Annotated in this window: 11 protein-coding genes and 2 tRNA genes; 8 read left to right on the forward strand and 5 right to left on the reverse strand. The window is 58.3% G+C overall.

Annotated features, from left to right (window positions below):
* Positions 1-37: 37 nt before the first annotated feature.
* Together ACIPZB_RS02685 and ACIPZB_RS02690 are read right to left on the reverse strand one after the other, a co-directional pair.
* Entirely contained in the window at positions 38-2,920 is a 2,883-nt protein-coding gene (locus ACIPZB_RS02685; protein ID WP_400638892.1) for an Eco57I restriction-modification methylase domain-containing protein, read from the reverse strand.
* Positions 2,921-3,368: 448 nt separating this feature from the next.
* A tRNA-Ser gene (locus tag ACIPZB_RS02690) sits at positions 3,369-3,443 on the reverse strand.
* 127 nt (positions 3,444-3,570) lie between these two features.
* Here ACIPZB_RS02690 and ACIPZB_RS02695 point away from each other — a divergent pair.
* From ACIPZB_RS02695 to ACIPZB_RS02730, 8 genes are all read left to right on the forward strand, one after another.
* A complete protein-coding gene (locus tag ACIPZB_RS02695) occupies positions 3,571-4,887 on the forward strand; it encodes a tyrosine-type recombinase/integrase (protein WP_400638893.1) in 1,317 nt (438 codons plus the stop codon).
* Positions 4,884-5,309, forward strand: coding sequence for a hypothetical protein (locus tag ACIPZB_RS02700; RefSeq protein WP_400638894.1), 426 nt, complete (start codon positions 4,884-4,886; stop codon positions 5,307-5,309). Before ACIPZB_RS02695 ends, ACIPZB_RS02700 begins: the two co-directional genes overlap by 4 nt.
* 102 nt (positions 5,310-5,411) lie before the next feature.
* Positions 5,412-5,630 (forward strand): hypothetical protein, encoded by a 219-nt coding sequence (locus ACIPZB_RS02705; protein ID WP_400638895.1) that lies wholly within the window; start codon positions 5,412-5,414, stop codon positions 5,628-5,630.
* A gap of 113 nt (positions 5,631-5,743) precedes the next feature.
* Positions 5,744-5,962, forward strand: a complete 219-nt coding sequence (locus tag ACIPZB_RS02710) for a hypothetical protein (RefSeq protein ID WP_400638896.1) — start codon at positions 5,744-5,746, stop codon at positions 5,960-5,962.
* Complete coding sequence (locus ACIPZB_RS02715) at positions 5,952-6,569, forward strand: hypothetical protein (protein WP_400638897.1); 618 nt, start codon at positions 5,952-5,954, stop codon at positions 6,567-6,569. Before ACIPZB_RS02710 ends, ACIPZB_RS02715 begins: the two co-directional genes overlap by 11 nt.
* A gap of 411 nt (positions 6,570-6,980) precedes the next feature.
* Positions 6,981-8,207 carry a tyrosine-type recombinase/integrase gene (locus tag ACIPZB_RS02720; protein ID WP_400638898.1) on the forward strand — a complete coding sequence of 409 codons (1,227 nt, stop codon included), beginning with the start codon at positions 6,981-6,983 and terminating at the stop codon, positions 8,205-8,207.
* A 408-nt stretch (positions 8,208-8,615) separates the two neighbouring features.
* Positions 8,616-9,125 carry a hypothetical protein gene (locus ACIPZB_RS02725; protein WP_400638899.1) on the forward strand — a complete coding sequence of 170 codons (510 nt, stop codon included), beginning with the start codon at positions 8,616-8,618 and terminating at the stop codon, positions 9,123-9,125.
* Between the two features lie 15 nt (positions 9,126-9,140).
* Entirely contained in the window at positions 9,141-9,782 is a 642-nt protein-coding gene (locus ACIPZB_RS02730) for a DUF6998 domain-containing protein (protein ID WP_400638900.1), read from the forward strand.
* 91 nt (positions 9,783-9,873) lie between these two features.
* Here the strand turns inward: ACIPZB_RS02730 and ACIPZB_RS02735 are convergent, their stop codons facing one another.
* The 3 genes from ACIPZB_RS02735 to ACIPZB_RS02745 form a co-directional block, all read right to left on the reverse strand.
* Positions 9,874-10,572: a hypothetical protein gene (locus ACIPZB_RS02735; RefSeq protein WP_400638901.1), complete on the reverse strand. Its 699-nt coding sequence runs from the start codon at positions 10,570-10,572 to the stop codon at positions 9,874-9,876.
* 207 nt (positions 10,573-10,779) lie between these two features.
* Positions 10,780-10,856 (reverse strand) — tRNA-Ile (locus ACIPZB_RS02740).
* A 16-nt stretch (positions 10,857-10,872) separates the two neighbouring features.
* Entirely contained in the window at positions 10,873-14,616 is a 3,744-nt protein-coding gene (locus tag ACIPZB_RS02745) for an EAL domain-containing protein (RefSeq protein WP_400638902.1), read from the reverse strand.
* Positions 14,617-14,657: the final 41 nt, after the last annotated feature.

Raw genomic sequence — 14,657 nt, forward strand, 5'->3', positions numbered from 1 at the left:
CGCGCATTCGCACGGCTTTGTCATGTGCAAGGTTTCCTTAATCGAGAGCCCCTGACAGTACGACCGCTTTCTCGCTGTCTGTCAGGCCATAGGCATTGAAGACGGCGTCATCCAGGGAAGTCTCAAGCCGTTCAATGTCCGCGAGAAGCAGGTTTCGCTCCTGCTCAAGCTTTGACTCCTTGAATCTGGCGCGCTTGGAAGTGATCTTTTCATAGACAGAGATGATCGATGAAGTCGATTCCGGAATGGGGAAATCGGCAAGATTCTTTTTCGTGTACCAGGGGTGCAGGCGGTCATAGATCGCATACTTTGTACGGATGTACCACGCGCCGAACGTACTCCCTGCCAGGCCGGCAAGCAGCTTCAGATCGTCTGCCGAACTGTTTTTGGAAATAGCGATATACAGTGCCTGGTCCACAGCAGCGGGCTCTTCAATAATCGCGCAAGATAGCCTTCTGCCAAGTGTCTTCCTGAGAACGACTTTGGGTTCTCTCATGAACCGCTCTGGGCGCGGTTCGGCCAGCCAGTCGCCGTATGAAATGAAGCTTCCGCTGTAGCAATAATCAAAAAAACCGACATCCCGGCCGCGAATTTCTGGCAGGTAGGTGTCGTTAAGTTTGACTTCGGAATGATAAGAGCGATTATCTTTATCAGCTCTTGTTTGGGGGCCGTCTTGATAGACGGATTTCCCATAACCGTCGGTGCGATAAGCGTGCAGGCCGCGGTTGATATCATACCGCTCGCTGGCGGGAGAGAACGTGTCCACCTTGGCTATGATTTTCTCGTCCGCTTCGGTGTACCGGGGGTCAATGATACCTCGCGCTATGACCTTCGAGGTATCAAGGACAGCGTAGTCAGTAAACACGCCAGGTGCCGATGATCGAACGACAGAAATTGAATTGCTCTGGGCCGGAGAGCCGATGAAGATTGTGTTTTCGATACTGGCTGACTTGAAGACCAGGTAGTCGAAGAACACCAGCGTGTTGACGCCGTTGACTTCAACCATGAGCTTGCGAAGGTTGCTAAAGTTCGAAGAGTTTAGCCACGAGTCTGGGACGATGTAAGAGATGACACCGTTATCTTTGACAAGCGCGTAGGATTTCTCGATAAAGTACTGATAGAAGTCGGTTTGGTATTGGGAATATTTGTAGTGTTCTGAAAAATATTTCTTGTTCTCGCCGGCAGACGAGTAAAGGTACGGAGGGTTTCCGATTAGAATATCGAATTTCCCTTTGAATCCTTTGAAGAACTCCCTGTCCCAGTTGAACGTGTTGACTGACAGTCGTTCGTCCAGTGACAAGCTGTCGGCGTCGAAAAGCTCGTAGAAGTCGTCACCGATAAGAGAATTTCCGCACTTTATGTTTTTCCCGAGGTCGGGAAGTACGCGCATTTTGAAAAGGTCCATCTGGCTGGAAACGACGTCGCCGTTCTCACCCTCAAGCACCTTCAACAGGAGGGACAGCTTGGTGACCTCTACGGCCTGTGGGTCAATGTCCACGCCAAAGATATGCGTGGTCAGGATGCGTCTTTTTTCCGCAATGGTGAGGCGCCACTCACCGCCCGCCGCATAGTAGAGCTTAGGATCTCTGCCTTTGGCGTGTTTTTCTGCGTTTTCTTCTACATATTTCGTGCAGTACCAATTCAACAGGTACTGGTAGGCGACGATGAGAAAGGAGCCAGAGCCACACGCGGGGTCGATGATCCGTAAGGGCGCAGAATCCTTGACTCTCGCATCATTGCCAGACACTTGGTTGGGGGTGCGACCGCTTACCCATTTTCCAATGGTGTTTTCGACGATGAACTCGGCAATGTACGAGGGGGTGTAATAGACCCCGCCGGCCTTTTTGACTTCCGGCTTTTCCGTGATCGTAATGGCGTTCTTGCTATGGCTTATTACCTTGCCAAGGAATTGCTCATAGACTTGCCCAAGGATGTCCGCAGACAAAACGCTGAACACATAGGGGCTGTCGGGATAGTAAAGTCCTTTGATGATTTCGTGCAGGACTTTATCATCAATTTTTAAGGTTAGCGTGAAGTTATCGAGTGTTTCCTGGGAGCCGTCTGCTTCATCAAAGTGAAAGAGGCCGGAGTTGTAGCGAGCGTCCGCTTTGCGAAAAAGATCACAGAGCGCGGCGTAGATGTTCTTGGTGCCTTTGAGATTGCCGAGGGTTCCGTAGGGCTCGATGCCGCGGTCTTCAGCGATCCGCAGGAAGACGATTCTATCTATCGTTCGTTGGACGGCGGTATTGAGTTCTCGAATGCTGAGCGTCTTGTTTCGCTGGAAGATGTTTTTGGCCAGGGCTTCTCGCCATGACTCGATATCATCCAGGAACGCATCATCTACCTGTGCCGTGCCTCTTTTCTTGCGGGCGTCGTTGGAGAATTTATCGAAAGAGCCTCTGAGAACGGACTCCTTGGACAAGATGGAATAGATTTCGTCCCAGTGCTCTACGTAGTCTTTGAAGTGGTAGATCTTGACGCGTGCCTTGCTAGCCTTGTCCGAGGGCTCCGGCTTGATGCGGCAATCGTAAATGGCAAGGTCTTCAAAATTGGACAGTACCGATAGAGGAAGCTTGGCGCTCCAACCGTAACGCCGGAGTTGGTAGGCTGAGGGTATGTCGTCTGTGACCGGGACTGCAGGCTTCTTCGCTTCGAGAAAGAATTTTCTCGCGCCACCAATTCTAAACGAGTAATCGGGCGCCTTGGTTCTTCCGCCTATTTTTACCGCGTCTTCGTGAACGACATCTTTGTAAAGCTCGGCGTACTCGTTCTTGTTGCTGACATCCCAGCCCAGAAGCTCGAACAGCGGATTGATGAACTGGATTCTTGCCTGTGTTTCATTGAATTTACCTGAGCGGTATTCCGTTCTGTTTTCTTCATACAGTGAAACCAGTTCTCTCAGCTTTTCGGGTACGGCCATGTCAGGTTTCTTCCTTAACGCGTTGGTGGTCCTCGGTTACTTTTGTGGGTGAGGCCGCCTTGATGTGTTCGAGATAGACTCAGCTACTTCAGAAAATGATGGGCAGGTGCTCTTAGGGCGACTGCCAGCGCTGCAGCATTATTGTCTAAGACACGACCTGACCGAAACTGTATTTCCAGCGTGGCGATTGGTAGCGGTCGAGTGGTTCGCCAGCCTCGACAGGTCGGGCACGCGCCGGCGTACCAGGGCGACCTGGAAGATTTCTGCGAGTTTGTCAGGCTAGTGGCGGTGCAAGCGTTTGGTACGCGGCACGTTCAGCTGAGGGGAATGCCAGCGCGGGGCATCAAGCGCCTGAAGGCGCATGGCCAGGGAGGCAAGCTGCGCTATCGAGCGCTGAATCTGATGAGGCAATCTCGAAACTGCAGCAGCGCTGCAGCTCCTGATTTGATGGTGGGCCCACACGGACTCGAACCGTGGACCAAAGGATTATGAGTCCTCATAATTTGTCATCCCAGATCATCCCGAAGCGTTGATGGATTAAGGGTTTCTGCCCAGTATTCATTGGTGTTTTTGAGCTTGAAGTATTCGCCGGTATACCGCAAAATTTCGACCGGATGCTTACAAAGTGCTTACAAAGATTCGGGGTGGTTATGGGGCAGAGCAAGCGATTCTCGTTGACGGTGAAGCGCATCAATGACCTGTTGCCACCGGCCGTTGTCGGCGGACAGGACTTCTATTGGAGTGCTTCGCAGGCAGGGCTGGCCGTCCGTGTAACGGCGGGAAAGAAGGCGTTCATCTGGCAAGGCCGCTACTTGGGCAAGGTGGTCCGCATCACCATTGGTGACTGGCCAGGAAAAAGCATTGCCGATGCGGAAGTCGTGGCTCGTCGGTTTCAGGCTGAACTGGACGCGGGCCGTGATCCCCGCCAGTTGAAGAAAGACAACGAGGCCGCAGCCGCTGCCGCATCGGAGCAGGCCCGGCTGGAGGCGGTCACGTTGGGACAGGCTTGGGCCAACTACCTGAAGGACCGCCAACCACATTGGGGTGATACCCATTACCAGGACCATCTGAAACTGGCACAGGCCGGTGGCGAGAAGCGCAAACGAGGTGCCGGAAAGACGGTGGCCGGGCCGCTGCACGCACTGATGCTGCTTCCCTTATCGGAATTGAGCGGCGAAGCCCTGGAACGCTGGGCGACGAAGGAGGGCGCCACGCGGCCCACCCGAGCAAGGCTAGCGATGCGCTGCCTGAAGGCGTTCCTACGCTGGGCTGCAGATGAGCCTGAGTATCGGGCGGTGGTGGCTGGCGACCAGGCCATCACCAAGCGTGCCAGGGAAAGGTTGGGCCGGGCTGAAGCCAAGCAGGGCTGCCTACTGAAGGAACAGTTACCAGCCTGGTTCGCTGCGGTGCGCGGCCTGGATAACCCCGTTATCGCCGCCTACCTGCAATCCCTGCTGCTGATCGGCTCAAGGCCGGGTGAGCTGCTGGACCTGAAGTGGTCAGACATTGATTGGAAGTGGTCGAGCCTGACGATCCGCGACAAGGATGCCAGCAAGGGTGGCCGCGACGGCACGCGGACAATCCCGTTGACCCCCTATGTCGAGCGTCTGCTTACCGGCCTGCCGACGCGCAATCAATGGGTCTTCTCCAGCCCCACCAGCAAATCCGGGCGCATCTCTGAAGTGAACCACGCACTCGACCGTGCCTGTAGCGTGGCGGGAGTCGAGGTCACGCCTCACGATCTGCGCCGTTCGTTCGTGAGCCTGTCCGAGTGGCTGGAGTTACCCTCCGGGGTCATTGCACAGATCGGTGGACATAAGCCGAGCGCGACCCAGGAACGGCACTACAAGGTGCGCCCCCTCGACCTGTTGCGCCTGCACCATGAGCGTTTCGAGGTGTGGATGCTGGAGCAGGCCGGCGTGCCGCTGCCTGTCATCGAGGGGTCGCGATTGAGGGCTGTGCAATGAGCGAGGCGCAGCGATACATCACTATGCGGTTGAAAGTTGCGCGTGCCGGAATTGATGAGTTCAGGTTGCCGCTTGAGGCTGATGGAACACTGCATCCAAGCCTTGAGCCGTTTCGGTCAATCGAAAGCCTGAACGACTTGTGGGATTCATTCTATGGGAAGTTGATCGACGAGGTACCTATCAACCAAGACGAGAGCGAGGCCATGCAGACGCTGTTGAATTTACTGGTGGATGATCCCGCCGGGCCGGACTTGCTGTCTGCGTTGCGAGAATTACGCCGCAGGAATAGACAGAAGCTCATGAAGCGGCTGAAGGATCACGGCGAAGTAGAGGGAGAGCAGGGCAGTGCCGATGATCGAGATACTGACACTGTAGTCCGAACACTCAATCGTAAGAAGGCGCGGCTGAAGAAAGGCATTTAGTGGACAGTCACTTGCGGGAGTGGGTGTCCGTGACTTGGCGCTGAGTGTGTGAATAATGTTGAACCCGTACACCGGATTATTCGGTACTAACGGGAGCAGTACATGAACACTTTCAAGTCCCTGGACGCCATCGAACGTCCGAGTCTCACCACGGCGGAAGCCGCCTACTACCTCAACCGCCAGCCGCAGACCCTGCGGAATTGGGCCGTTCGCAACGATGGCCCTGTGAAGTGCATTCGCATTGCCGGGCGCTTGGCATGGCCGACGGCTGCCGTCCGCGAGCTGCTGGAGGCCATCCGCCCAGAAAACCTGCGCGTATAAAAAAGCCGGACGTAAGGGCGTCCGGCTGTGCCCGGCACTGGATTGCCTCAGTGGTGGGCGCGTCCATCGTCGCACCTTTACCGGTATTCGACCCAGTCTTCGGATACTTCGTGATGAATACCCCAGACCGATATCAGGATCACTACAGGCCAAGCGATGACGTTCAGAGCCCTGCCGGGAAGATCACTCGCTTCCTTGCATTGGGCGACAAGCCGGGCCATCCAACGGGCTTCTTCGTCCTGCTCTCCGATGGCGACATGCTTCTGTCGGCGGCGCATCCGCACAGCACTTTCATCTTCCACAACAATGGTGGGATGAGCCATGGCGGGTGACTGGATAAAGATGCGGGTTGACCTTCAGACACACCCGAAAGTGTTCAGCATGGTGTCCGCATTGAAAGCGGACAGATTGCGGGTGGTCGGTGCGCTCCATGCAACCTGGTGCGTATTCGACACGCATTCGGTTGACGGGGTGCTCACCGGCTACAGCTTGAAAGTTCTCGATGGTGTACTTGGCTGGTCTGGGTTTTCAGCGGCAATGGTCGCCGTTGATTGGCTGGTCGAATGTGAAGGAGGTGGCCTTGCAATGCCTAGCTTTGATACTCACAACGGAAAATCTGCCAAGCGCCGGGCTAATGATAGTGAGCGAAAGCGCGCATCTCGCAAGTCTGATTCTGTCCGCGTTGGAATCGGACAGCTTGCGGACAAGGTGCGGACAAATTGCGCCGAAAAGCGTGACCAGAGAAGAGAAGAGAAGAAAAGAGAAGAAAAAAGCTTTACCGCGTCGACTCTAAATTCTTCTCTAGGGCTTCAGATTGAGGGGGTACAAGAGCGTACAGGGTTATCTGGTAATGCTGTCCGCGTTGCCTTAATTCCCACCAATAAGCTCGAAAACGATGACACGACTGCTGAAGTCAAAAGCAGGTTGACCAGTGAATAGCTGTTTTGAGGGCGGCGCCAGAAAATCCGCATGCTGCTGCCCATCAGGTCGAAGGTGTCTTCACCGCCAGGTTGAAGGTGACGTCGAAGGTGTCTTCACCGCGAGGTCGAAGGTGGCGTCGAGGGTACCTTCACCGCGAGGTCGAAGGTGACGTCGAAGGTGTCTTCACCGCGAGGTCGAAGGTGGCGTCGAGGGTACCTTCACCGCGAGGTCGAAGGTGACGTCGAAGGTGTCTTCACCGCGAGGTCGAAGGTGGCGTCGGGGTATCTTCACCGCCAGGTCGAAGTCGACGTCGCAGGTGTCGTCATCATCTTCACCGGCAGGCCGAAGGTGATCAGGTAGAAGCGTACGTGCGGCGTGGTCGTGATCGGGCTGGCTGCTAAGTTGGTCGGTCAGGTGGTGAGGTGTGCGATGGGTGAGACGCGATACATCGAGTTCAGTGATGCAGCGATCAGGCGCGCGGCGGCAGATGAGGACGTGCGCGACTTGCGCGATGCGAGGTATCCGGGGGTGCGCCTGCGATTCCGCCAGGACCGCCGGCAAGGTACCTGGGATGTGCGGCATGACGGCAAGTGGAAGAAGGCCGGCAACTGGCCGGTGATGACCTGGAATGATTTCCAGGACGCCTTGCCGGCTATCCGCTCGGCGCGGGCTGGCGGGGCGCAACCGACCAGGATGAGCGGGGCGTTGCTCACGGTGGGCGATCTGCTGGCCTGGCATCTGAATCGGCTGCTGAATGACCGGATGGTGTCGGGGAGTCGCAAGGCAGGCTATCGCTCGATGGTCGGCAATTGGTTGCTACCGCGTCTGGGGCCTGTGCTGTTGGCCACGCTCGACCGGGAGTTGGTGGATCGGCTGCTGATACAACCGATGCGCCGGATCTTGGCGCCGGCCACGGTGGTGCACGGCTACCGAATGTTAGTTGCGGCCATTCACGCAGCGCAGGCGTTGCGTCTGCTGCCCAGCAATCCCTTGGAGGGAGTGAAGGTCAGCGACTTCGGCTTGGGTCCGTTGAAGCCGAAAGAAGCTCGTTTGTTGCCGAAGGACGTGCCGGCGCTGGCGGCTGAGCTGGTAGCACTGCTCCCGAGTAAGCCGAGCTCCGCACTGCTGCCGCTGCTGATGCTGGCCACCGGGGCGAGAGTGGGGGAAACGCGGCGTGCCCGCTGGTCGGACTTCGACCTGGGCGCGGCGGTCTGGGTGATACCGGCGGAGAGGACGAAGACTCGGACGCGGTTGGAGTTGCCGCTGTCGCCTGCGCTGGTGGCTCTGCTGGGCTGGTATCAGGGCGTTCAGGCGTGGAAGCACAGTGTCTTCCTGTTCCCAGGGGATCGGGGGCAGCCGTTGTCGTCATCGGCGGCGCAGGAGTGTATCCGGGCGGTGAGTGGTGGAGGATGGTCCAGCCATGACCTGCGCAAGCTGGCACGGGCGGGGTGGGCGCTGCTGGGCGTGGACTACCTAGTTGCGGAACTGCTGCTTAATCACGCGATGCCGGGTCTTTCGGCCACCTATGTGCAGGCGGACCTGTCCAGGCAGAAGCGAGAGGCGATGGCACTCTGGCAGGGTGCCGGCAATGCCGGGGGCGCCGGTCTGGAACTTGCTGGCCTGCTGGCCGGTGTTTTAGAAGTGGAAATAACCTGACCGTTTGGAGTGTTCCGAGCTAGACGGCTGCGCCAGGGAAAGCAGGGTGGCGGCGGTAAAGTGGTGTGTTTTTCGCGGGTTTTTCGAAGGTTTTGCCAACAAGCTTTTCCGTGCGGGTGGCGCGGTGGAAAAGGGCAATGGCGGTCTAGGACGGCAGATGCAGGGTAGTTGGCGGGAGGGGCTGCCACCTCCAAGGCGTTAAATTTCTAACTTGGCGATATACGGCTCTGCGGCGCGGGTTTGGTCGGTCAGCGAAAGGAGCCCGAATAGCGATAAATTATCGCCAGCCCGCGCTAAGGGGCGTTTCTGAACCGATATCGTATTTATCCTGCTGTCATATTTCTCACCAAATCAGGCACTTGCGAGAAAAGCGGCGGGGAATCGCGGCTTTCCCGGTCGAGGATCACGGTGCTCACCTTGTCATGGTGGTCGGTGTCACTGGGTCCATCCTGGTCGCGCCGTTATGCCGCGCCGGTCGATTTGATCGAGATCAAGGTCAAGGTCCAGATCGAGGTCGATGATGGCATCATCACCGACTTCCCCGGTGGACGGCAAACTGACCGGAGGTGGTGCGGGGGACCGCGCCTTTCACACATGAAGACCCTGCTGATGCTGACGGCACTGGCGCTGCTGAGTGGCTGCGCCAGTGTGCTGAATTCTGAATTTGTGCGCTGGGCGTCTGACCCGCACTACTACGACAGGCAGGTCGGCGCGTCGGCCCCGGAGCAGACCCTCACGCCCGGACAAGGCTATACAAAAGCCCCAGGGCGGGCGCCAAACGGCCAGCCGGTGTATGACGCCAGCCAATGCATCGGCGCTGTGGTGAATGGCGCTTGCCATGGTTCGACCATTGGCCAGCCGGTGGCTCGTTGCTACGGAACAATGCTCAATGGCCAATGCATCGGGCCGCAATTCTAAGAAGAGGTCAACGCGGTGACCACTCCAACACGCCAACATCTGCAAGCTGCTCTCCGTGACCGCCAAGCCCGGCTCCTCGAGGAGCTGTCTTGGGGCTTCCCGCTGGGCGAGCTGACGGACCTGACCGGCCGCATGGGCGAGTTATATGCGGCTTTGGCCCTCGGCGGCACCATGGCCAAGCAAGTCAATCAGGCCGGATACGACGTGCTCAGCTCGAGCGGCGAGCGTGTTAGCGTGAAGACTGTCACTAGCCTGGACTGTTGGCAGATGATCCACTTCCGCAAAGCAACTTGGCACCTGGTGGACCGTATGGTGATCGTTCACTTGAATCCGGAAACGGCCGAGCTGAATGTCCTGTACGACGCTAAGGCATTGGAAGCTAAGGCGATAATGTCGAAGGGGAATAGCCTGGCTCTCAGCCGCTTGATCCCCAAGGAGGAATGGGTAATCAAACCGCCTCGCCCTCAGTCGCTGTGCGGCCAGGTGTGGGCGGCATGTGACGAACTGCACGCTCGTGGCCTGCCGTTCACCTTGGCTGATGTGATGACCCACCGGCCGGACCTACATCCAGGCAACGTCAATGCTGAGTCGCGTCGATGGGCAAGGCACCACAGCGTCAAAGTGCCTGGCCGCAAGCAGGTACGCAAAGCGGACTGATTTTTATCAGCTGGCCATCGAGTTCGCCCTGCCAGACATCGGCCCGCTGGACGCTCATGCCGTGGCGGTTCGAGCCACCGCAAGAAGCTCGTCAATGGCAGCTCAGCAGTGTTCCATCGGATAAGAAGATCACGGACCGAAACCCTGCAGAGTAAGAGCCGGAGCCTGTTTCCCGTAGCTCTCCATGCATTGACAGTCGCTTAAGCCGTTCCGCACGCGAGAGGTTTGGCGCGCAGTGATCAAGGAGGCGCTTTTCCTTCTGTGCGACGGGTGCAGGTGTAGGCGCAGGTGCTGGCGGGGCCTGTGTTTCTAAGGTCCATTCGACCTGAAAATGCTCAAATCTCTTGTAGTCCTCAACCGAGACATATTCTTGCAGTTGAGCCTGAAGGCCAATTTTCTCGCCCTTCGCGCCTACGACGTAACTAAACGCGGAAAGCCCGATTGGCCTGCTGAAGACTCTGAAACCATCCTGGTCGACGAAGTGGACAATGATCTGTGCCCTCTCGTTTCGTTCGGCTAGGCGAGGGTCTGATAGGTAGGCGGGATATCCGACGACATTCATGGATAGCAAAAGCTGATTGGACACTACCTTTGTCTTGACCTGAATCTTAAAACCGAGATTCGCGGTGAGGTCTTCAGACCATTCCCTGATGGTCTCGTACTGCTTCGCCTGGCTTTTCTCGTAGCTTTTGGTTCCCCAAAAGAAAATCGCGATCACGATTGTGAGTGCCAAACCCGCAAGGAAGATGCTGGTGGCGAGTTTCGCTGCAGCGAGAAAAAAGTTCTTCATCAGGACGCCTAACTAGTGATGAGCGACGGCGCGGGCATTTTCGGTGTGCTGCGCGAGCATTCATGCGCGGTTATAAAAAAGCAAGCATGTGCCATGTATGGTTATTAGCATCGTTTTCTTTTACGCCGGATGCTTACAAAGTGCTTACAAAGACGCCATAAGCAACAAAGGCCAGCCGCAATGGCTGGCCTAAGTTATTGATTCTATTGGTGGGCCCACACGGACTCGAACCGTGGACCAAAGGATTATGAGTCCTCTGCTCTAACCGACTGAGCTATAGGCCCTCAGTAAGCGCCCGGATTATAACGAGGGTTTCGAAAGCGTGCCATCCGAAAGATCGGATAGTGCTATGCGAAGAAAGCTAGCGGCAAACTCCTCCGGCGGCAGCGGCAGGCTGACGATGTACCCCTGGATCTGCTCGCACCCTTCGGCAGCCAGGAACCGTTGCTGCGCCTGGTTTTCCACCCCCTCGGCAATGATGGTCAATTGCATGCTGCGGCCCAGGGCGATGATGGCGCGGGCAATGGCGGCATCGTGTGGATCATCGGGAAGCCCGCGAATGAACGACTTGTCGATCTTGAGGATGTCCAGCGGCAGGCGCTTGAGGTAGCTGAGCGACGAGTATCCCGTGCCGAAGTCATCGATGGCCAACTGCACGCCCAGCTGCTTGAGCTGGTGCAGCACGGCCAGGGCTTCCTCGGCCTGGCTCATGATGAAGTTCTCGGTGATCTCAAGTTGCAGGTCGCCAGCCTTGAGCTGGTAAGTCTTGAGCAGCTGCTCGATGCGTTTGGCCAGGCCGCCGTGGCGCAGTTGCGCCCCGGCGAGGTTGATCGACAGCGGGCCGAAGGCCTGGTAGTCCATCTTCCAGTGATGCATCTGCCGACAGGCCTGCTCCAGTACCCAATCGCCAATTTGCAGAATGGTGCCGTTCTCTTCGGCGAGATGAATGAAATGCTCAGGAGGCACCTCGCCGAAGGTGGGATGACTCCAGCGGATCAGTGCTTCGGCGCCGACCAGGGCCTGGGTCTTGAGGCTGAGCTTGGGCTGATAGCTCAAGCTCATTTCGTTGCGCTCGATGGCCCGGCGCAATTCGTGCTCCAGGGCAATGCGTTCACTGGCCTGGGCGGTGAGGTCGCGGGTGTAGGCTTCGACGCGGTTGCGGCCTTTGGCCTTGGAGCGGTACATGGCGGCGTCGGCGTTGCGGATCAGCGTGGCAACGTCGGTGCCGTCCTGCGGGTAGAGGCTGATACCGATACTGGCGCTGGTGAAGAACTCGTGCTCGCCGGCCTGGAAGGGGGCGCTGAAGCAGGCCAGCAGCTTGTTGGCGATGGCGCTGGCATCGCTGGGCCTGTGCAGTCCAGGCAGCAGGATGATGAACTCGTCGCCGCCCAGGCGGGCCACGGTGTCGACGTCGCGCACCTGCTCCTTGAGGCGCTGCGCGATGCCTTTGAGCAGCAGGTCGCCGACGGGATGACCGAGGCTGTCGTTGATGTGCTTGAAGCGGTCGAGGTCGAGGAACAGCACGGCGCCCTGGCGGTTGGAGGTCTGCGAACAGGTGAGCACGGCCTGCAGGCGGTTCTCGAACAGGGCACGGTTGGGCAAGCCTGTGAGCGGATCGTGGTGGGCTTGGTAGTCGAGCTTGGCCTGGGCGTGCTTGAGGCTGGAAATGTCGGCGAACACGGCGACGAAGTGAGTGATGGCGCGCTCGTTGTTACGCACGGCGCTGATGGTCAGCCAGCTTGGGTACAACTCGCCGTTCTTGCGTTTGTTGTAGATCTCGCCCTGCCAGTGGCCCTCGGCGGTGAGCTGGTGCCACATGGCGGCGTAGAAGGCGCTGTCATGCTGGCCGGAGGAGATTAAGCGCGGGGTTTGCCCGAGTGCCTCGATTTCGCTGTAGCCGGTGATTTCGCTGAACGCGCGGTTGACGGCACTGATGCGCTGGTCGATGTCGGTGATCAGCACACCTTCGGCCGTGTTTTCGAACACGGTGGCAGCCAGCTGCAATTTCTCTTGCATCAGGTGGCGCTCGGTAATGTCGCGGGCGATGGTCAGCATGCAATCGACCCCGCCAATCGGAAGAGGCCTTGCGGACAGCTCGCACAGGCGTATCTGCCCGTCGCTGCGGCGGATATGGCAGCTGAAATCGCGCACGAAGCCATCGCGGGCCAGTTGGTCGATCATGCGCTTGCGTTCATTGAGGTCGACCCAGATCCCCAGGTCGAAAGATGTCTGGTCGATCGAGGGATTGAGTTCATAGCCGGTCAGGCGACAGAAGCCTTCGTTGACCTCGACCAGCAAGCCATCGCTCTGACGCGACAGCAACAGACCGTCGGGGGAGGCATGGAAGGCCTTGGCGAACTTCTCTTCGGAAATTTGCAATTGTTGCTGGGTTTCTTTCAGCTGACTGATGTCACGCACCGCCACGACGAAGGCCAAGGTGCCGTCCAGTTCGAAGGTTTCTGCAGAAGTCAGGCCGATGAACAGCTGGCCATTGCTGCGGCGGTAGCTCATTTCCAGATTGCGGATGCCGCCCTGATGCAGGCGCTCGAGCAGGTTTGGGCCGGCCCCTCGCTCGCCCCAGAGATCCAGCTCGGTCGCGGTACGGCCTATGACCTGGCTTGGGCTAAGGCCGATCTGTTCTTCGAAGGCTTCGTTGACTTCCAGCAGGCAGCCGTCGCTATGGCGGGCGATCAGCAGAATATCGGGGCATTGCTGGAACACCGAGGCGAACTTCTGCTCGGACAGGCGCAGGGCGTCCTCGGTGCGCTTGGTTTCGCTGATATCGATCATCAGCCCGCGCATCACCGGCCGGTGGCCGTGTTCGATCATGCTGACGATATTGCGCACCCAAAGGGCCTGGCCGTCGGCGCCAATCACCCGGTAATCGAGGCTGTGGTCGCGCCCGGCAGCCGTTTCGCTTTCGCAGAAGGCCTGGGCCCACAACGCGTCCTCGGGGTGCAGGATGCTGCGCCAGAAGCCGGCTTTGAGCCAATCGTGCAAGGGATAGCCGAGCAAGTCTTCGGCATGGGGCGACACGTAGCTGTAGGTGAAATCGTTGGCGTCGGCTTCCCAGGCGATCGCCGACAGGCTCTCGATCAGGCCCCGGTAGTGGTACTCGCTGCTGCGCAGCTCCTGTTCCAGCGCGATGCGCCGGGAAATCTCCGAGCTGAGCCGGCGGTTGATGCGGATGACCACGGCCAGAATGGCCACCAGCAGCAGGACGGCGGGCAGGCCGTACATCAGCACGTCGCGCCAGAAGCTGCGCTGGTCTACCACGTTGCCGACCCAGCGTTGCTGGATCTGGTTGATTTCGTCGCTGGACATGTCGGCCATGACCTTGTCGAGGATGCCGACCAATATCTTCTTGTCGCGCGGAGCGGCCATGGCCAATTGGTAGCGATAGGGTGTTTCGCCGCTGACGTACAAGCCGTCGAGCTTGAGCTGGCGCAGGCTCCAGATGCTCGAAGCGAGGTCGCCGACTACCGCATCCACTTCGTCGGTGGCCAGTGCCTGCAGGGTCGAGCTGACATTGGGCATGGCCACGAGGTTCAGGTCGGGGTGATGGGTGCGCAGCAGCTCGTGGGGGGCGTAGTTTTCCACCACGGCGATCTTCAGGCCGTAAAGGTCCTTCAGGGTGCGTGGTTGCGGGCCGCCATCATGGGCCAGGATGACGATCGGGAAGTCCAGGTAGGGGCGGGTGAAGGCCAGGTAGCCTTGGCGCTCCGGCGTAGACATGATGCCAGGCAACAGGTCGATGCGGTTTTCCCGCGCCTGCTGGAGGACCTCGGTCCAGCTGCTGGGCTCGACCGGCTTGAGCGATACACTCAGGCGTTCCTGGAGCAAGGCGATGTAATCGGCGGCCAATCCCTGGTACCGGCCCTCCTGGTCACGAAACTCGAATGGTGGCCATGAGGCGTCGACGCCCAGCTTCAGCTGCGGGTGGGCAGCAAGCCAGGTTTTTTCCTCGTCTGTCAGGGTCAGGGCGCCGGCCGTTGTGTTCCACAGGGTCAGGAGCAGCAACAGAATGGCCGGCATCGGCGGCATATCGGCCTCGCATTCAGGTGGTCTGAAGTCGAGTGTAGACG

This window comes from Pseudomonas sp. NPDC089396 (assembly GCF_044749545.1).
Classification (GTDB): Bacteria; Pseudomonadota; Gammaproteobacteria; order Pseudomonadales; family Pseudomonadaceae; genus Aquipseudomonas.